Source organism: Paraburkholderia sp. J11-2 (assembly GCF_905220185.1).
Taxonomy (GTDB): Bacteria; Pseudomonadota; Gammaproteobacteria; order Burkholderiales; family Burkholderiaceae; genus Paraburkholderia.
Genome location: NZ_CAJMYY010000023.1, coordinates 66615 through 85016 on the forward strand (window position 1 = coordinate 66615; position 18402 = coordinate 85016).

The following is an 18402-nucleotide window of genomic DNA, read 5'->3' on the forward strand; positions in this document are numbered from 1 at the left end:
TGCGAAAAAGACGGCATAAGCGTCGCGCTGCTCACTGAGGGAACTGACTGGCGGCTTGAACAACTGATTGAACGCCTGATTGAATCCGCCAGCAGCCCCTGTACAACACCCCATCTCTCGCAATCAAGGCCTGCTTTCAACCTCGACCGCCTTGTGACCGGCCATTGACGCGGTCACCTGCGCTTGCCGTTTTGCCTCGACGCGTTGCTCCGCAGCCTGGATGTCGCCCGGGTAATACGGATTGTTACCCACAGGTTGGTGATAGCCGACCGACGCCAGCTCATTCAGTTCATGCCTCACTTCCGCGCGCGTAATCTGATGCACGTCTGGGTTCAATGCGGCTTGCGCAAACGTACCGGACGACAGTACCAGTAGCGCTGCGCTCACGAGCGGCGGGCGCAACAATTTCAGGATCTCACGGCGATCCGACCGGCTTGATTTCATGTCGACACTCCTTGGTCAATGAGCGTTGAAGCCCCGCCGTCTGCGAGTTCTGGCGGGACAACGCTCTACATGACTAGACCGTCGTACAACCCTTCTTATTCCATGAGCGCGAGTGCCGGCCCGAGTGCGGCGCCCGGTCCCGATGCGCGTGCACACGATTGTCGATATGCTGAAGGCCTGTTTGGCCGAAGCGCGGGGCATAGACAGATAGTGAATATCGGAAGTTTCGCGTTGGCACGTACAGTGCAATCGTCTATCTTGAACGGGCGCGCAGCCCATCAAACGGTGAGTGCGAAGTGTCCAAAAAGCCCTCCAGTGAGTTGTCCCCTCATGCTTCGGTCAGCGGCTTCGTGGAAGTGCGCGGTGCTCGCGAGCATAACCTCAAGGATGTGGACGTCTCCATTCCGCGCGACGCGCTCGTCGTGTTCTCGGGCGTCTCCGGCTCAGGCAAGTCCTCACTTGCCTTCGGCACCCTCTATGCCGAGGCGCAGCGGCGCTACTTCGAGTCGGTCGCACCGTATGCGCGGCGCCTGATCGACCAGGTGGGCGTACCTGACGTAGATGCCATTGACGGCCTGCCGCCCGCGGTGGCGCTGCAGCAGCAACGCGGCGCCAGCAATGCACGCTCGTCCGTAGGCAGCGTGACTACCCTGTCCAGTCTCGTGCGAATGATGTATTCGCGCGCTGGCGCCTACCCGGCGAACCAGCCGATGCTGTATGCCGAAGACTTCTCGCCTAACACGCCGCAGGGCGCGTGCGCGACCTGTCATGGCCTGGGCCGTGTGTATGAGGTGACCGAAGCCACCATGGTGCCGGACCCATCGTTGAGCATCCGCGAGCGGGCCATCGCTTCCTGGCCGCCCGCCTGGCATGGGCAGAACCTGCGCGACATTCTGGTGACCCTGGGCTATGACGTCGACCGGCCCTGGAAGGACCTGCCGAGGAAAGACCGCGACTGGATCCTGTTCACCGAGGAAACACCCACGGTGCCGGTGTATGCGGGCCTCACACCCGCGCAAACCCGCGCAGCGCTCAAGCGCAAGCAGGAGCCGAGCTACATGGGGACCTTCACCGGCGCGCGGCGTTATGTGCTGCATACCTTCGCCAACACGCAAAGCGCGCTGATGAGAAAGCGCGTGTCGCGCTTCATGGAAGGGATGTTATGCCCCGCTTGCCACGGCAAGCGGCTCAAACCCGAGGCACTGTCGGTGACCTTTGCTGGTGTGGACATTGGCGAACTCACGCAAATGCCGCTGGACCGGTTGGCCAGCCTGCTCGAACCCATAGCCCATGGCGATTTCCACGCTCATTGCGCCGGAGCAGGCACCGACAAGGAAGCGACCCAGCGCGACCGCGCCGAACGCGCAACAGCGGGCCGCGCCACGCATGCGATCACTCCGGACGTGCGCCGCACTTCCGCATTGTCGGAGGAGAAGCGCATGGCTGCCCAGCGCCTCGCCGAAGGCATGGTTGCGCGATTGCATCAGTTGCGCGGGCTGGGCCTCGGTTATCTGACGCTGGATCGCGCTACGCCAACGCTTTCGGCGGGTGAGCTTCAGCGGCTTCGGCTGGCCACGCAATTGAGCTCGATGCTATTCGGCGTCGTGTACGTACTCGACGAGCCCTCGGCGGGCTTGCACCCTTCGGACAGCCATGCCCTCTATGACGCACTCGACAAGCTGCGTGATGCGGGCAATTCGGTGTTCGTGGTCGAGCACGACCTCGATCTGATGCGCCGCGCGCAATGGCTGGTAGACGTGGGACCGGATGCCGGGGAGCGTGGCGGCCGCGTGCTCTACAGCGGCGCGCCCGAAGGCCTGCGCGCGATCGCTGAGTCCCGCACCGCACGCTACCTGTTCGACGAGATTCCCGCGCTACCCAGCCGCAAACGCGCCCCCAGTGGATGGCTCGAGCTGCATGGGATTCAACGCCACAATCTGCACGGCGTGGACGCACGCATTCCGTTAGGTGTGTTGACTGCGGTCACGGGTATCTCGGGCTCCGGCAAATCCAGCCTCTTCGCACAAGCACTGCCCGAACTGGTGCTCCTGCGTCTGGGCCACGAACCCGAGGACGATTCGGCCGAAGCCACGAGCGAGGGTCCAACAGTCATCGAAACCACTGGCGGCCACCTGGCCGGTGATGTGGATGCCGTGCAGCGCGTGGTGCAGGTGGACCAGAAACCCATCGGCCGAACGCCACGCTCGAACCTGGCCACTTATACCGGCCTGTTCGATCACGTGCGCAAGCTATTTGCCGCTACGCCGGACGCACGCCGCCGCCGCTTCGACGCGGGCCGGTTTTCGTTCAACGTGCCCAAGGGGCGCTGCGACACCTGCGAGGGAGAAGGCTTCGTGAGCGTGGAGCTGCTGTTCATGCCGAGCGTGTATGCGCCCTGCCCGACTTGCCACGGCGCACGCTACAACGAAGCCACACTGAAGGTCCGCTGGAACGAGCGCAACATCGCCGAGGTGCTCCAGATGAGCGTGGACGAAGCCCGCGACTTTTTCGCCCACGAGGACGTGGTAGCGCGCCCGCTGCAATTGCTGCGAGAGATCGGGCTGGGATACCTGCGCCTGGGACAGCCGGCCACCGAGCTCTCCGGGGGCGAAGCGCAGCGCATCAAGCTGGCCACGGAGCTGCAGCGCAGCCAGCGCGGCCGCAACCTGTACGTGCTCGACGAGCCGACTACGGGGCTGCATGCGGCGGACGCCGATAGATTGCTGGTGCAGTTGCAGCGTCTGGTCGACGCGGGCAATACGGTCGTCATGATCGAGCATGACATGCGTGCCGTGACACAAGCCGATTGGGTGATCGATGTGGGACCGGGCGCGGGCGATGCGGGTGGCCGCGTGGTGGCGACCGGCACGCCGCAACAGGTGGCGCGAGCGTCCGGCAGCCGAAGCGCACATTTTATTGCGCAGGAGCTGGCGCGTGCCACACCGACCGCACCGCACCGGCATCGCTAACCAATAAGCTCGCCATATCGCAAACGCCGCTCCCTCCGAACAACCCTTTCAAATACCTTTAATCGCAAGCCTGTTTGAACAATCGCAAACCGTTAGAACCCCTGCGCAGTTCCTGTCGAATGCGCGACCAGCAGCACGACGCCCAAAATGCAAGCGCCGATCAACGCAGCCAGCCCAACGGCCACGAACGGGAGCCAGCTGAAGTTGATATTGGCCAGATCGGCTTCGTGCGACGCGCTCTTGCGCACGCCAAAGAAGCTCCACAGGACCATGCGCACCATGCGTACGAGTTCCATCACGCCCTCCATCGGGTTCGATTCGATGGGTCTATGTTCGGACTTCACGGGCGGCGAAAAAAGGAGCAGTTGCGAACAATCTGAGCGATGCAGAATCGTCCCGCCGGATAAAGAAAACGCCCCGGTACTCGCGCACCGGGGCGAAAGGCTTGCCACGCTACAGGCAAAAAGAGCCGCAAGCTCTGCGGGTTTAGGTGATGATCCAGGCACTCGCGCAGTAATCCCGGCGCATCCCGGGAGAACAGACCCGGACTGCGATGCGCGCTGGCCGCAATGATCCGCGCTCCGGGGAAGGCCGTATAGAAGCAGCCGACGCATAATTGAGCGCAGCAGATTGGAATCCCCTTCCTGCTCGCCACAAGAAACGTACGAATCGACCCATGACCGCACTGGAACAGCCTGAACGCATGACACGCTATGAACGCCTCGCGCAGAGCATGGCCGCCGAGATTCGCTCGGGCAACCTGAAGCCGGGCTCTCGCATGCCTTCGCTGCGGCAGATCATCGCGCAGCACGGCGTGAGCCAGTCCACGGCGGCGCGCGCTTACTACGTGCTCGAACAGTGGGGCCTCGTGCGCGCCGAAGAGCGTTCGGGCTATTACGTCGCGCCGCCTTCGAAGGCGAGCCACGCGGACTCGCGCGCAACGACAGGCGAAACCGCCACCGTCGATATCAGCGAACTCGTGTTTTCGGTGCTCGACGCCGCGAAGCGCCCCGGCATCGTGCCGCTCGGCTCCGCGTTCCCTTCCCCGCTGCTCTTTCCGCTGTCGCGGCTGGCGAAATCGCTTGGCCAGGCCGCGCGCAGCGTGAGTCCGTGGAGCACGGTGGTCGATCTGCCGCCGGGCAACGAGAACCTGCGGCGGCAAATCGCGTTGCGCTATATGCGGGTTGGCATCTCGCAGCCGGCCGAGGACATCATCATCACGAACGGCGCGCTGGAAGCGCTCAATCTTTGCCTGATGGCCGTCACGCAGCCCGGCGATATCGTCGCGGTCGAGTCGCCGGGCTTTTACGCCGCGCTGCAGGCGATCGAGCGTCTTGGCCTGCGCGCGGTCGAAATTCCCGTCGATACGGCCACGGGGCTCGACCTCGACGCGCTCGCGCAAGCGCTGGAGAAGCACCCCATCCGCGCCTGCTGGTTCATGACGAATTTCCAGAACCCCACGGGCGTCACGTTGTCGGCGGCGAAGAAAGAAGCGCTAGTCGAGCTGCTCGCGAAACACGATGTCCCGCTCATCGAAGACGATGTGTACGGCGAGCTGCACTACGCGCCGAACTATCCGCCGCCGGCCATCGCGTTCGACCGGCGCGGCCTCGTCATGCATTGCAGCTCGTTTTCGAAGAACCTCGCGCCCGGCTATCGCGTGGGCTGGGCGAGCGCCGGGCGCTTCGCCGAGCGCGTGCAGCGCCTCAAGCTCATGACGACGATCTCGGCGAGTATTCCGGCACAGGCCGGCATTGCAGATTATCTCGAGCACGGCGGCTACGAGCGTCATCTGAAGAAGATCCGGCTAGCCATGCAAACGCAGCGCGACGCGATGATCGAGGCGATCCGCCGTTGGCTGCCCGAAGGCACGCAGTACACGCGACCCGAGGGCGGCTATTTCCTGTGGCTGACGTTCCGCGAGCGCATCGACGCCATGGCGCTCCATCGTCTCGCTATCGAACGCGGCATCAGCGTCGCGCCTGGCCCGCTCTTTTCCGCGTCGCATGCATTCGAAAACTGCATCCGGCTCAATTATGGTCATCCGTGGTCGCAGCGCATCGACGAAGCGATTCGCACGCTCGGCGAACTGCTCGTTCATCCCGATGTGTGCGCTCGATTGTGATCGCGCGACGCCACACGTTGCGGCGAGGGTTGTGAAGCGGTCTCGGGCGTAGAGGAAGATGCAGCCATTTCGTTCTGCTTGATGATCTTTTCGATCTCGCCGTTGGCTTGCGCATCGTACTGTGCAAACACATCGGTGCGATAGCGCGTATTGTGCGCCGCGCCGAGCTGCGAGCCGGCATCGTCGCGCGTATCGGTATCCACCGTCATCGAGAGGCCAATGCGCAACGGCCGCGCCGCGAGTTCGTGCGGATCGAGTGCGATGCGCACCGGCAGGCGCTGGACGATCTTGATCCAGTTGCCCGTAGCGTTCTGCGCCGGCAGCGTCGCGAATGCACTGCCCGTCCCCGCCGAGAACCCCTCGATACGACCGTGATACTTCACGCCCGAGCCATAGACATCCGCAGTGAGCGTTACCGGCTGGCCAATGCGCATATGCTTGAGCTGCACTTCCTTGAAGTTCGCGTCCACCCACACGCCGTCGAGCGGCACGATCGCCATGAGCGGCGTGCCGGGCGACACGCGCTCGCCAACCTGCACCTGACGCTGCGCCACATAGCCCGTGACCGGCGCCGGCAAGGTGTCGCGCGCGTACGCGAGCCACGCGGCGCGCACTTTCGAGGCGGCCGCCTGCACGTCCGGATGCTGTTCGACCGACGTGCGATCGGTCAGCGCATGGTTCGCCGCGCCTTGCTGGCGTGCTGCGTCGAGCGCGGCTTGCGCGGCCTGCACGGCGTCGCGGGCGTGGGCGACATCCTCGGCGGAAACGGCGCCCGAGTCCGCGACGGCCACGCGCCGGCGCAGATCGTCATTGGCGCGCGCCAGGTCCGACTCGCGTTGCGCCACGTTGGCCGCATAGAAGTCGTTGTTGACGTACAGGCCGCTCACACGGCGCACGGTCTGGCCCAGCGACGCTTCGGCATCGGCCAGTGCGATTCTTGCGTCCGCCGGATCCAGCGTCACGACTGGGTCGCCCTCCTTCACGATCTGCGTGTCGTCGGCATTGACGGCGACCACCGTGCCCGTGACCTGCGGCGTGAGCTGCACGAGATTGCCGTTCACATAGGCGTCGTCGGTCGACTCGTGAAAGCGGCCTTCCGTGAAGTAGTACGCCCCATACGCCGCGCCCGCAATCAGGGTGACGGCGCCGAGCAGCGCGATCAGGCGCTTGCGGCGGCCGGGGGGCGTGGGCGCTTTGTCCTCGTGCGCCGGGGCCGCTTGCGCGCCGCCTTTCTTCTCGTCGCGTTGATCCACCGCCTCGCGGTCGGTCGTGATCGTTTCGCTCATTTCAGTTCTCCTGACGGGTTTGCAAACATGCCGTTCAACGTGCGGCGGCAATAACGGAATGGGCTTGGGGAGCAGGTTGGGCGGCAACGTCCGTGTGGTGGCCGGTATCGGCTGAGGTATCGACATAGCCGCCACCCAAATCCGAAGCCAGCGCGATCTGTTCGTCGCGGCGATCCATCTTCAGGTTGGCGATGGCTTCGTCGGCGTTCAGCGCCGTGACGTCGGCATTGAGCACCGTGAGCTGATTGGTCAGCCCGCCCTTGTACTGCAGGATCGCGAGCTGGTCGGCGTCGCGCGCCGCCTGCTGCGCGGTTTGTGCATCGGCGAGCTGCGCGTCGTTCGAGCGGATCTGCGCGAGCTGCGTGGCCACGCCGCTGAGCGCCCCAATGAGCGTCTGGTCGTACGCGGCCACCGCATAGTCGAACTCCGCGTAGCGGCCCTTCAACTGCGCACGCAGTTCGCCACCGTCGAAGATCGGCAGATGGATCGCTGAACCCACCGACGCTGTGCGGCTCGCGGCAGTCAGGAAGCGGCCGAAACCGAACGCGTCGAGGCCCAGCGCGGCGCTCAGGTTGATGTCCGGATAGAACTCGGCCTTCGCTTCTTTCACCTCGTGCGTGATCGCATCCACGCGCCAGCGCGCCGCGACGATATCGGGGCGGCGGCTCACGAGGTCGGCGGGCAGGTTGTCCGGCAAACGCACTTCGTCGCCCACCCCAAGCGTTGGCCGCGCGATCGCGAGTCCGCGGTCGGGGCCCTTGCCCATCAACGCTGCCAGCTGGTAGCGCGTGGTCAGAATGCTGCCGTCCAGCGCACTCACGCGCGAGCGGCTTGTCGCCAGGTTTGCCTGCGCGGTCTTGCGCTCCACTTGCGTGTCGAGGCCCGTGGCGATTCGGCCCGCCGTGATGCGGTCGATCTGCTCGCGGCGCGTGACTTCTTCCTGCGCGATATCGCGCAACGCGTAGAGCCGCGCCAGCTGGTTGTAGGTGCGCGCGATCGAGGTATCCAGCGTGAGCTTGACCATCTCCTCGTCGGCTTCGCTCGCAGCGGTCTGCGAAACGGCGGCCCGCAGCGCCTCGCGGTTCTTGCCCCACAGATCGAGATCGTAGGATGCGGTGAGCAGGCCCTTGTTTTCGGTCTGCCACGAGCCGGCGTACGGCGGCGGAATCAGCGCCGTGCTGCTGTACTGCTGGCGCGAGAGCGAGTAGCTGGCGTCGACGCGCGGCAACGTATTCGCCTTCGCGGTTTCGCTATAGGCCTGTGCCTGCGCCACACGCGCCTTGGCCTGCTCGACCGTCGGGCTGCCCTGCAGCGCTTCGGCAATCAGCGCCTTCAACTGCGCGTCGCCAAACTGGTCGACCCAGTCGGCGGACGGCCAGTGGCCCTCTTCTTGCGGCAGGCTCTGCGCCGTTTCGAACTGTTGTGGCTTGGCCATCTGCGCGTCGCTGTGGATGCCCGCATAGTTTGCGCACGCCGCCAGCACGGCCATGGCGATTGCCGATACACCCAGCTTCAGCGTACGGGCACCGATGCTTGATCTAGAAGTCTGCGTTTTCATTTTCTGACAAATCAGATTAATGATCGAAAAAAAGCGCGCCACCACGGCCGCACCGTTCAGTCGTCTGTGAACTTGCGAAGCAGGCGGTTCAGCTCGGCAAACTCCGCCTTCGTGAATTTGCGCAGGCGGGCGTTCAACACATGCGGCGCGACTTCCGGAATCTGCGCCGCCGTTGCTTGCCCCTTTGCCGTGAGGTGCAGATTGACCACGCGGCGGTCGTCTGCGTCGCGCGAACGCTCCAGCAGACCTTTGGTTTCCAGCTTGTCCAGCATGCGCGTCATGAGGCCCGTATCGATACCGAGCAGTTTCGACAGTTCGAACGGCGTGGTCGCCACACCCTGCTTCAGCGAAAGCAGAATACCCATTTGCTGGCCCGTGATGTCGAGGCCCTTGAGCGCCGCGTCCATTTCCGCGACGACCAGATTACGCGCCTTGACGATCCTGAAGCCGACACTTTCCGTGAGCATGAAATTTCTCGTGGTGTAGTGGTCCATCGCGACATCCTCCGTGTTACAGATTACAATATCTGCATTATCAGATATTGTCAAGAAAAACACACGAGACGGGTCTGCCATCGGGACCGGGTTCAACTGCACTATTCAATGTCCGCCAGCCGCTGCCGCGCCCGCGCCACCGCCCTTGACCGGTCTCGTCACCCAGATCAGCGGGATGATGACGATGAAGATCACCGCCGATATCCAGAAGATGTCGTTCAACCCCAGCATGGTGGCCTGCGCGTTGAGCGAACTTTCGTAAAAGGCCGTGGCCTTCGGAACGCCGCCGCCCAGCGTCGCCTGCAGGTGCGCAATCGCGCTGGTGAAAGCGGGATTGTTCACGCTCGTTTGCTCGGTGAGCCGGGCGTGATGGAGGATCGTGCGGTCGTTCCAGGCATTGCTCATGAGCGACGTGCCCACGGCGCCCGCGAAAATGCGCGCGAAATTGGACAGGCCCGCGGCTGCCGGAATCTCGTCGGGCCGCAGCCCCGAGAGGATGATGCCGGTGAGCGGCGTAAAGAACAGCGCCGTTGGTATGCCTTGCAGCAGCGTCGGCAGAACGAGCGTCCAGGCATCGACGCCAGTCGTGTAGTTCGAGCGCATGAAGAACACGGCGGCGAAACCCACGAACGCCAGCGTGGCGAGCACCCGCAGGTCGGAGCGCGGCATGACCTTGCCCATGACGGGGGCGAGGATCACGGCGAAAATCCCCAATGGCGCGGTCACCAGCCCCGCATCCACCGCGCGGTAGCCGAGAAAGCCCTGGATCCACTGCGGCAGGATCACGAGGTTTGCAAAGAAGATCGCATACGCAACCGAGATCGCAATCGTGCCGCCAAGGAAGTTGCGTTTGGCGAACAGCCGCAAGTTGACGATCGGCTTTTCCTCAGTCAACTCCCAGATCAGGAAGAACACGAAGCTGACTGCGGCGACGATGGTGAGCGCCCAGATAACCGGCGAGCTGAACCAGTCGAGATCCTTGCCCTTGTCGAGCATGATCTGCAGCGGCGCCACCCAGGCGATGAGCGAGATCAGCCCGACCTTGTCGATTGGCAGTTTGCGGGCCGGGGTCTCGCGGTCGCGGTAGATCGCCCATATCGCGCCAGCGGCGAAGAGGCCAACGGGCACGTTGATGTAAAAGATCCATGACCAGCTGTAGCTGTCGGTGATCCAGCCGCCGAGCGCCGGGCCCGCAATCGGTCCCACGGTTGCTGTCATCGCCCACAACGCCAGCGCGTTCGAACTCTTTTCCTTCGGAAACGAAGCGAGCAGCAAGGCCTGCGAGAGCGGCACCAGCGGCCCCGCCACCGCGCCCTGAACGATACGGGCCACGAGCAGCGTGAGCAGGTTCGGCGCCAGACCACATGCTGCCGAAGAGAGCACGAACAGCAGGATCGCCCAGACGAACAGCTTGACCTGGCCTACGCGCTGCGTGAGCCACCCGGTCAACGGAATGGACACGGCATTGGCCGCGGCAAACAGCGTGATGACCCAGGTGCCTTCGTCAATCGACACGCCGAGATTGCCGGAGAGCGTGGGAATCGCAACGTTTGCGATCGACGAGTCCAGCACGTTCATGAAAGTGGCGAGCGCCACGGCGAAGGTGCCCAGTGCGAACTTCAGGCCAGTCAGCTGGGCGAGCCCGCCTGGGTTGGTCGATGGGTTCATGTTAGGTTCTCTCGTCTGGATGCGAATGTCCCGTCAAGCTCGGGCCGTTATCTGACATGTCTGATAATTGGGTAAAAAAAAGCCGCCTTAGCCATGGAGCAATCTGGAAAGCAGCGTTTGGCGCCTCGTCGACGTTTCGTCGACGCGCGAGGGCCGCTCGGTCGCGGCCCGCAACTCAAATGTTGCCCCGGGGAATCTTCATTGACGGGATCGTTCATCGATTGCCCTCCTCGATATCTGATGCGGAATATATCTGACATTGCAGATTCATGCAACCAAGTTCCCGGAGCCGTACGCGACGAGTCAGCGCCTCGAACTGGCGCGGCCCCCCCCTCCGCGCGCGACGCGATACACCGTGTAAAAAGTGATGTGAGCGGCAAGCGACTATCGACGCCGTACTTCACAGCTATATTGTTTCGGCAGAGATTTGCCCCGGATCTCCACCCTCTTTCCTCAGGAGAATCGAAGCATGACTGACAAACCGCTTACGCTGGGCATCGATCATGTCGGGTTGACCGTACGCGACCTGAACCTCACCCGCGACTTTTTCGTGGATTGTCTGGGCTGGAAACAGGTTGGCGAAAGGCCCAGCTATCCTGCTGCGTTCGTCTCGGACGGGCACGTCATGTTGACGCTCTGGCAAGTGACCGACCCGAGCCGCCTTGTCGAATTCGACCGCAAGACGCACGTGGGCCTGCATCATCTCGCCTTGCGTGTAGGCAGCGAAGAAGCGCTCAACGAGGTCTTCTCGCGCGTTTCTGCGTGGCCCGGCGTGAAAATTGAGTTTGCGCCGGAAAACCTCGGGCCGGGGCCAAAACGCCACACCATGGTGTACGAACCGGGCGGGATCAGGCTCGAATTCGACCACGATCCACGCTCGCAAGCCTCCTGAACCTCGCATCCACTCGCCAGCGGCCAGACGGTCGCTGCGCACCCCACCTTTCCCCCTATCCAGATTGACCCGCACGTGTGCATTCACGCGTTTCGGTCGCCGCTATTTAATCAGTAATCCGTAGTTAATAAAGCGCCAATCCGATGACTTTTCCGCGTGGCGTCATTGTGCCCGGCTTGTACCCATTTGTTCCTGCGACTCACAACTGTTTGTCCGCCCTCTGTGTTCAAAACAGCAGCGCCGGTGCGTAAATTGATCGACATCGGAGCAGCAAGCCCGATCAGATAGAGAGTCCAACTTACTTCGAGGTTGATATGAGCCAATCCCCCAAAGTCGTCGTGATCACAGGTGCATCACAAGGTATCGGCGCCGAAACGGCCAAGGCATTCCGTGCACTCGGCCACAACGTGGTCGCGACGTCGCGCAACATCAAACAGACTGACGATAGCAATCTCGTCGCAGTGGCCGGCGACATCGCCGACCCGGCCACGGCTCGCCGTGTCATCGAAACGGCCGTCTCGCGTTTTGGCCGCGTCGATACGCTCATCAACAATGCGGGCATTTTCCTGGCGAAGCCGTTCACGCAATACACAGCGGAAGACTACGCCGCGATCACGGGCATCAACCTCGGCGGTTTCTTCCATATCACGCAGCTCGCGATTGCAGAGATGGAAAAGCACGAGAGCGGTCATGTTCTCAGTGTCACGACGACACTCGTCGATCACGCAATCGACGGCGTACCGTCGGTGCTGGCCTCGCTGACCAAGGGCGGTCTCGCCGCCGCCACGCGCTCGCTCGCTATCGAGTATGCAAAGCGCGGCATTCGCGCGAACGCCGTGTCGCCCGGCATCATCAAGTCGCCGATGCACGCGCCCGAAACCCACGCGGCGCTTGGCGCACTGCACCCGATGGGTCATATGGGCGAGATGAGCGACATCGTGAACGCTATCCTCTATCTCGACTCGGCCCCGTTCGTGACGGGTGAGATCCTTCACGTAGACGGCGGCCAGATCGCCGGCCACTAAGCCGCGCCGGGCATCACCGATGCCAACGAGGAGCGCCGCGCGCCGGCGCTCCTTCCACGGATCATCATCAAGGAGAGCGAAATGCCGATCGTCACCATTCAAGTCACACGCGAGGGTACCAAGCCCGGCACGGATTCCGTCACGGCGGACGAAAAGGCCCAGCTCATCAAGGGCGTGAGCCAGCTATTGCTCGACGTGTTGAACAAGCCGCTCGAGGCGACCTTTGTCGTCATCGAAGAGGTGCCAACGGAAAACTGGGGATGGGGCGGCCTGCCCACCGACGTCTACCGGCGACAGAAGGGACTCATCAAGTAAAGGTGCGCGGCCTGCCCGAGAACAGGCTTCGCGCACAAATGCACCGGACGCTTAGTGGGTGGTCACGCCTTCAATCGATGTCCATCGTTCAGCAGGGAAAGCATTTCGGAAAGCGGGTCCATTGCGGTGCGACTCTCAGGTTCCGCACTCCGTAATCGCGCTGTAAACGAGCGTGCGCAACTGGCGGCGAATCGGGTACGCAGTCGAAGGCAGGAGTTGCGTGAGAAACAGCACGATCATGTCCTCGCGCGGATCGACCCAGAAGAAGGTGCTGGCCGCGCCGCCCCAGAAAAAGTCGCCCGCGCTGCCCGGAATCAGTGTGGATGCGGGCGCAATCGTCGTGGCGAAGCCCAGCCCGAAACCCACGCCTTCGTAGGCCGCTTCGGTGAACATCGAGCGCGAGAGGCGCGGCAGGTCGACACCGCCTGGCAAATGGTTGGCGGTCATCAGCTGGACGGTCTTCGGCCCGAGCAAGCGCACGCCGTCCAGCTCGCCGCCGCCCAGCAGCATGCGCGCGAAGCGCATGTAGTCCGCCGCCGTGGAAACCAGGCCGCCGCCGCCCGAAACGAACGAAGGCGGCTCGCGATACGGGCTCGTATGAGGATCGTCCTGCAGCGTCGGCCCCCGATCGGAGACGACCTTCGAGCCGAGCGCGCCGATGGCATAGCACGCGCAGAAGCGGGACACTTTCTCTTGCGGCACGTAAAAGGCCGTATCGACCATGCCGAGCGGGTCGAAGATGCGCGCTTTCAGAAAGTCCTCAAAGGCCATGCCGCTGACTTTGCCGACGAGATAGCCGAGTACGTCCGTGGAAACCGAATAGTTCCACGCTTCGCCCGGCGAAAATTCCAGCGGCAGCGTGGCCAGCTTCTCGATCATTTCGTCGAGCGTGCCTGCGGTTGCAAGCTCACCCACCTTGAGCTTGCGATACGCCGCGTCAACGTTGGTGTTTTGCTGGAAGCCGTAGGTCAGGCCCGAGGTATGGCGCAACAGGTCGACCACGCGCATCGGGCGCGCGCCCGCACGCGTCTGGAAACTCTCCATGAAGCCGCCCGCGTACACGCCAAGCTTTTCCCATGACGGGATGTACTTGCTCACGGGGTCGTCGAGCGCGATCTTGCACTCCTCGACCAGCATCATGATCGCCACCGACGTAATGGGCTTGGTCATCGAGTAGATGCGGAAGATCGAGTCCTCGGCCATGCGCGTCTCTCGTTCGCGATCCGCGAGACCCAGCACCGAGTTCAGCGCGAGTTCGCCACGCCGCCACACCTGGGTGACGGTGCCGGCGAGCGTGCCGGCGGCGACGTAGTTCTCGTCGAGAAAACGTTCGATTCGCGCGAGCCGCTCACACGACATACCCTGCTTTTCCAGACCTTCCCTACCCATGACTTCTCCTTTACCGGGTTGACCGAGCCAATTCCGAATGGATGGATTACATGCGATGCGCGCCACAGTATCGGTCATTCGGCGCGAAGTTGCGCAGCGCTGCATTGCGTTGTCCAGCACGACGCCACATTGTGGCGCTCGCGGCGCATGCAAACCGCATCGACCCAAAGCACGATTGAAATTCGTTTTTTTCGCGCCTCGACACGCAATATGTGTGGGGTACACTACCGGGCGACAAAATACAGAACGACAGCGGGGGTGGCAGCCATGGGCGAAACGGAAATACATTCCTGGCCCGGGAAGGCGTTGTTTCGCGCATTTCCGAAGGACCCTGAAAAAGAGCAGTCCGTACTGCGCATTACGCTCGGTTCCGTCGTGCTGCTCGCCTACCTTCTTGCCTGCTCGATCTATCGCTCGACGCATGCCTACGCAACGCTTCTTGCGGTCACCGCTTATGTGGCGTTCGGCGTCATCACGTATGTGGCGGTAACCGTCGCGCCGGCGCGCTCGCTCGTGCGCCTCGCGCTCTCCACGTTCGCCGATCAGGCCATCGTCACCGCCGCGCTGGCCGTGGGCGGCACGGCCGCGCTGCCGCTGCTGTGGGTGGCCTTCTGGTTTCTGGTTGGCGCGGGCTGCCGCTATGGCCAGCGCATGCTGGGCCTTTCCTGTGTCGTCGCGCTCGTCGGCATCATGGGACTCATGCACTGGCAGCCGTGGTGGCACGCCAACATCGCGGCCGGGCTCGGCATCGCGCTCAGCCTCGTGGCGACGTCCATTTATCTGGCGGTGCTCGTGCACCGGCTGGAACGCCAGGCGTCGACCGATCCGCTCACCGGGCTCTACAACCGCGTGCGGCTCGAGCAGGCCATTGGGCGCACGCTCTTTACGCGCGTCGGCGAAGTCGACCGCACCGCCATGCTGCTCGTCGATCTCGACGGCTTCAAGGAAGTGAACGACTCCTTCGGGCACGCGGTAGGCGACGAACTGCTGCGCAACTTCGCCGCGGCTTTGGAGCGCCGCATGCGGCGCGGCGACACGCTCGCGCGCCTGGGCGGCGACGAATTCGTGGTGCTGGCCCGCCACGTCTACGACAAGAACGACGCGCTCACGGTCGCCAACAGCATCCACGCGATTCTCGCCAATATGCGCACCGTGAGCGGCTATCCGGTCACGGTGTCGTGCAGCATTGGCGTGTGCCTGCTCACGGAAGGCACCGGCAGCCGCTCGCTCGACGCGCGAACCTTGATGCGCGCCGTGGACAGCGCCATGTACCGGGCCAAGTCGCGCGGCATGGGGAAGACGGAGTTCGTCGATCCGGTCGGCGTGGTGCCCAGCGCGGTCTGACCCCACTGACTCCCGCCACGTTCGGAAATAAACGGCTTGCGCCGTGCCCGTGCCCGGATTGTTCTTGCGGCGAAAACAGTGAATTCGTTTCTTAGGTATTTACCCTAGTCCCTGACCCTCCTACACTGCCTCCATCGCTGCAGACATCCCCGTCGGCAGCTCAAGAAGAAAGTAAATCTGGAGGTTATGTCATGAAATCGCTCGTCCAAGCCGTTGTTATCGCTGCCGCCCTCGCCGCTCCCGTTGCCGTGTTCGCCCAGTCGAACCAGCCCGTGACCCGCGCACAAGTCCGTGCAGACATGATCCAGGTCGAAAAGGCCGGCTTCAATCCGGCACGTTCGAACCCCAATGAATATCCGGCGAACGTTCAAGCCGCTGAAGCTCGCGTGGCTGCGCAAAATAGCGCAGTCGGCGGCGTGAACAACGGTTCGTCGCAAGCCGGTCAAGCCGCGCAGTAAGCTGTAAGGCTGAATAAGCCACGCTTTAAGGTTGTTGCCTTCTGGCCCGCCATTGCGGGCCAGTCGCATTTCTGGCCTTACGCCGGGACGCGCAACACCACTTCTCCCTCACCTGCCGGCAACTGCACGACTACGCCTGATTCCCCGGCGAGCGACTTCAGTCCTCCGGCGTCGCGCAGTTCGGGCCATTGCCGCAGCGTCATCGGCAACGGCGATTTCACGCCGTCGTAACACACAGTCAGCGTGTCGCCGCGCCGGGTCACGCTCACGTGAGTGACGCTTGCGCCGCGCTCGTCGCGCAGCGTCGCTGCCGCGCTCGCGCCATCGGCCAGCTCGAACAGATGCAGTTCGCTGCGCGACGCGTAGTCGTAGTCGGGACGCTGGTCCTCGGTCCCGATCGCGAGCAGCGTATTCGGCCGCACGTACACCGGCAGGCTCAGAAACCCGTGCCGCTCGCGCAGCCACCGGCCGCCCTCGACCTGCCGGCCCGTGAACAGATGCGTCCAGCGCCCCGCCGGCAGCCAGAAGTCCACGTCGCCCACGGCATTGAACACCGGCGCCACTAGCAGCGAGTCGCCGAGCAGATACTGGCGGTCCAGATGATCGCAGGTCGGGTCCTCCGGAAACTCCAGCAGCATGGCGCGCAACACGGGCGTGCCGTGATCGACCGCCTGTTGCGCGGCGTCGAACAGGTACGGCATGAGGCGCGACTTCCATTCGGTGAAATGGCGCACCACGTCCACGGCTTCGTCGTCGAACAGCCATGGAACGCGATACGACTTGCTGCCGTGCAGGCGGCTATGGCTCGACAGCAGTCCGAACGCGCACCAGCGCTTGTAGACGTCGGCGGGCGCAGTGTGCTCGAATCCGCCGATGTCGTGGCTCCAGAAGCCGAAGCCGCTCAAGCCCAGCGAGAGGCCGCCGCGCAACGTCTCGGCCATCGATTCGTAGGTCGCGCTGCAATCGCCGCCCCAATGCACGGGCAACTGCTGGCTGCCCACGGTGCCGGAGCGCGCGAACACCACCGCCTCGCCCTCGCCGCGCACTTCGCGCAGCACGTCGAACACCACCTTGTTGTAGAGGTAGCTGTAGTAGTTGTGCATCTTTTGCGGATCGGAGCCGTCGTGATAGACCACGTCGGTGGGAATGCGCTCGCCGAAATCCGTCTTGAAGCAATCCACGCCCATTTCCAGCAAGCGACGCAAATGGCCCGCATACCACTGCGCCGCAGCGGGATTCGTGAAGTCGACAATGCCCTGGCCTGGCTGCCAGCGGTCCCACTGCCACACGTCGCCGTTGGGCTTGCGCAGCAGGTAGCCTTTCGCCATGCCCTCGGCGAAAAGCGGCGACGGTTGCGCGATATACGGATTGATCCACACGCAGATCTTCAGCCCGCGCGCTTTGAGCCGCGCGAGCATGCCCTGCGGATCGGGAAAGGTCTCGCGGTTCCACTCGAAATCGCACCAGTGGAAGGCTTTCATCCAGAAGCAGTCGAAGTGGAACACATGCAGCGGGATACCGCGCTCCGCCATGCCGTCGATGAAGTGGTTCACCGTGGCTTCGTCGTAATTCGTCGTGAACGAGGTGGTGAGCCACAGGCCGAACGACCACGCGGGCGGCAGCGCGGGCCGGCCGGTGAGTTGCGTGAAGCGCTCCAGCACGGTTTTCGGCGTGGGGCCGTCGATCACGTAGTATTCGAGCCGCTCGCCTGCCACGCTGAACTGCACCTTCGCGACTTTCTCGCTGGCCACTTCGAACGAAACGTTTTCCGGATGATTCACCAGCACGCCGTAGCCGCGGTTGGTCAGATAGAACGGCACGTTCTTGTACGCCTGCTCGGTGCCCGTTCCGCCGTCGCGGTTCCAGCTTTCGACCACCTGACCGTTCTTCACGAACGCGGTGAAGCGCTCGCCGAGGCCATAGACATTCTCGCCAACGCCGAGATCGAGGCGCTCGAACATGAATGCGGCGCCCTGCTGGCTGGCGTCGTGAACCTGGCCGCTCGCGCGAAAGCCGCTGCCGGTGATGCGCTCGCCGTCGCGCAGGAAATCCACCGACCAGTCTCCCGACTTCACGATACGCACGGTGAGCGAGCCGCTTGTCAGGCACGCCTCTTCTTCAGTGTTCTGCGTAACGACGTCCGTTCTCGCGTGTTTGAGCGCGAAATGCGGTCCGCGATCGACCACGCCCGCGAAATGCTCGACGCGCACGCCAATCACGCCGCTTTGCGGCGAAAAAAAGCGCCACGTAAAGAGGCCCGTGTCGAGTTGCCGTTCGCGGTTCGAAACGTCGCGCGGCGCGACGTGCACGAGCAGTTCGTCGCCGACGATCTCCACGCTGTGCGGCGACGCTGAGTACGAGACGTTCAGACCGTCCCGGATCAACCAGTTGCCATCGCTGATTTTCATTTAGATGTACTCATAGCTTATTGAACA

The 18402-nt window shown here is 63.3% G+C and carries 15 protein-coding genes; 7 read left to right on the forward strand and 8 right to left on the reverse strand.

Features of this window, described 5'->3' with window-relative positions; translation table 11 throughout:
• Positions 1–123 precede the first annotated feature (123 nt).
• Entirely contained in the window at positions 124–444 is a 321-nt protein-coding gene (locus U5A57_RS28620) for a DUF4148 domain-containing protein (RefSeq protein ID WP_321915006.1), read from the reverse strand.
• Positions 445–740: 296 nt separating this feature from the next.
• Here U5A57_RS28620 and U5A57_RS28625 point away from each other — a divergent pair, with 296 nt between their 5' ends.
• The gene (locus U5A57_RS28625) at positions 741–3413 is read left to right on the forward strand and encodes an excinuclease ABC subunit UvrA (RefSeq protein ID WP_321915007.1); all 2673 of its coding nucleotides are present in this window, start codon (positions 741–743) and stop codon (positions 3411–3413) included.
• Between the two features lie 92 nt (positions 3414–3505).
• Here U5A57_RS28625 and U5A57_RS28630 read toward each other — a convergent pair whose 3' ends face one another.
• Positions 3506–3709, reverse strand: coding sequence for a DUF2970 domain-containing protein (locus U5A57_RS28630; RefSeq protein ID WP_110382942.1), 204 nt, complete (start codon positions 3707–3709; stop codon positions 3506–3508).
• 407 nt (positions 3710–4116) lie between these two features.
• Here U5A57_RS28630 and U5A57_RS28635 point away from each other — a divergent pair, with 407 nt between their 5' ends.
• Positions 4117–5538: a PLP-dependent aminotransferase family protein gene (locus U5A57_RS28635; RefSeq protein ID WP_321915092.1), complete on the forward strand. Its 1422-nt coding sequence runs from the start codon at positions 4117–4119 to the stop codon at positions 5536–5538.
• Here U5A57_RS28635 and U5A57_RS28640 read toward each other — a convergent pair.
• The 4 genes from U5A57_RS28640 to U5A57_RS28655 form a co-directional block, all read right to left on the reverse strand.
• Positions 5511–6824: an HlyD family efflux transporter periplasmic adaptor subunit gene (locus U5A57_RS28640; RefSeq protein ID WP_321915008.1), complete on the reverse strand. Its 1314-nt coding sequence runs from the start codon at positions 6822–6824 to the stop codon at positions 5511–5513. The two genes, U5A57_RS28635 and U5A57_RS28640, sit on opposite strands and share 28 nt — an antisense overlap.
• Before the next feature lie 34 nt (positions 6825–6858).
• Positions 6859–8382 (reverse strand): efflux transporter outer membrane subunit, encoded by a 1524-nt coding sequence (locus U5A57_RS28645; RefSeq protein WP_321915009.1) that lies wholly within the window; start codon positions 8380–8382, stop codon positions 6859–6861.
• Between the two features lie 56 nt (positions 8383–8438).
• Entirely contained in the window at positions 8439–8876 is a 438-nt protein-coding gene (locus tag U5A57_RS28650) for a MarR family transcriptional regulator (protein WP_321915010.1), read from the reverse strand.
• A gap of 105 nt (positions 8877–8981) precedes the next feature.
• Positions 8982–10544, reverse strand: a complete 1563-nt coding sequence (locus tag U5A57_RS28655; protein WP_321915011.1) for a DHA2 family efflux MFS transporter permease subunit — start codon at positions 10542–10544, stop codon at positions 8982–8984.
• Positions 10545–11013: 469 nt separating this feature from the next.
• On the opposite strand from U5A57_RS28655, the gene U5A57_RS28660 reads away from it, so the two are divergent.
• The 3 genes from U5A57_RS28660 to U5A57_RS28670 all read left to right on the forward strand — a co-directional run bounded on the left by U5A57_RS28660 (position 11014) and on the right by U5A57_RS28670 (position 12776).
• A complete protein-coding gene (locus U5A57_RS28660) occupies positions 11014–11436 on the forward strand; it encodes a VOC family protein (protein WP_321915012.1) in 423 nt (140 codons plus the stop codon).
• A gap of 314 nt (positions 11437–11750) precedes the next feature.
• Positions 11751–12461: an SDR family oxidoreductase gene (locus U5A57_RS28665; protein WP_321915013.1), complete on the forward strand. Its 711-nt coding sequence runs from the start codon at positions 11751–11753 to the stop codon at positions 12459–12461.
• An 81-nt stretch (positions 12462–12542) separates the two neighbouring features.
• Positions 12543–12776 carry a 4-oxalocrotonate tautomerase family protein gene (locus U5A57_RS28670; protein WP_321915014.1) on the forward strand — a complete coding sequence of 78 codons (234 nt, stop codon included), beginning with the start codon at positions 12543–12545 and terminating at the stop codon, positions 12774–12776.
• Positions 12777–12911: 135 nt separating this feature from the next.
• Here the strand turns inward: U5A57_RS28670 and U5A57_RS28675 are convergent, their stop codons facing one another.
• Entirely contained in the window at positions 12912–14165 is a 1254-nt protein-coding gene (locus U5A57_RS28675) for a serine hydrolase domain-containing protein (RefSeq protein ID WP_321915015.1), read from the reverse strand.
• A gap of 267 nt (positions 14166–14432) precedes the next feature.
• On the opposite strand from U5A57_RS28675, the gene U5A57_RS28680 reads away from it, so the two are divergent.
• Together U5A57_RS28680 and U5A57_RS28685 are read left to right on the forward strand one after the other, a co-directional pair.
• Complete coding sequence (locus tag U5A57_RS28680) at positions 14433–15509, forward strand: GGDEF domain-containing protein (protein ID WP_321915016.1); 1077 nt, start codon at positions 14433–14435, stop codon at positions 15507–15509.
• Between the two features lie 191 nt (positions 15510–15700).
• Complete coding sequence (locus U5A57_RS28685) at positions 15701–15967, forward strand: DUF4148 domain-containing protein (RefSeq protein WP_321915017.1); 267 nt, start codon at positions 15701–15703, stop codon at positions 15965–15967.
• A 77-nt stretch (positions 15968–16044) separates the two neighbouring features.
• On the opposite strand, the gene yicI is transcribed toward U5A57_RS28685, so the two are convergent.
• Entirely contained in the window at positions 16045–18375 is a 2331-nt protein-coding gene (gene yicI / locus U5A57_RS28690; RefSeq protein ID WP_321915018.1) for an alpha-xylosidase, read from the reverse strand.
• Positions 18376–18402: the final 27 nt, after the last annotated feature.

Coding starts and splice junctions, on each gene's coding strand:
- U5A57_RS28620 (WP_321915006.1), bottom strand. CDS start 444: ATGAAATCAAGCCGGTCGGATCGCCGTGAGATCCTGAAATTGTTGCGC.
- U5A57_RS28630 (WP_110382942.1), bottom strand. CDS start 3,709: ATGGAACTCGTACGCATGGTGCGCATGGTCCTGTGGAGCTTCTTTGGC.
- U5A57_RS28635 (WP_321915092.1), top strand. CDS start 4,117: ATGACACGCTATGAACGCCTCGCGCAGAGCATGGCCGCCGAGATTCGC.
- U5A57_RS28640 (WP_321915008.1), bottom strand. CDS start 6,824: ATGAGCGAAACGATCACGACCGACCGCGAGGCGGTGGATCAACGCGAC.
- U5A57_RS28645 (WP_321915009.1), bottom strand. CDS start 8,382: ATGAAAACGCAGACTTCTAGATCAAGCATCGGTGCCCGTACGCTGAAG.
- U5A57_RS28650 (WP_321915010.1), bottom strand. CDS start 8,876: ATGGACCACTACACCACGAGAAATTTCATGCTCACGGAAAGTGTCGGC.
- U5A57_RS28655 (WP_321915011.1), bottom strand. CDS start 10,544: ATGAACCCATCGACCAACCCAGGCGGGCTCGCCCAGCTGACTGGCCTG.
- U5A57_RS28660 (WP_321915012.1), top strand. CDS start 11,014: ATGACTGACAAACCGCTTACGCTGGGCATCGATCATGTCGGGTTGACC.
- U5A57_RS28665 (WP_321915013.1), top strand. CDS start 11,751: ATGAGCCAATCCCCCAAAGTCGTCGTGATCACAGGTGCATCACAAGGT.
- U5A57_RS28670 (WP_321915014.1), top strand. CDS start 12,543: ATGCCGATCGTCACCATTCAAGTCACACGCGAGGGTACCAAGCCCGGC.
- U5A57_RS28675 (WP_321915015.1), bottom strand. CDS start 14,165: ATGGGTAGGGAAGGTCTGGAAAAGCAGGGTATGTCGTGTGAGCGGCTC.
- U5A57_RS28680 (WP_321915016.1), top strand. CDS start 14,433: ATGGGCGAAACGGAAATACATTCCTGGCCCGGGAAGGCGTTGTTTCGC.
- U5A57_RS28685 (WP_321915017.1), top strand. CDS start 15,701: ATGAAATCGCTCGTCCAAGCCGTTGTTATCGCTGCCGCCCTCGCCGCT.
- yicI (WP_321915018.1), bottom strand. CDS start 18,375: ATGAAAATCAGCGATGGCAACTGGTTGATCCGGGACGGTCTGAACGTC.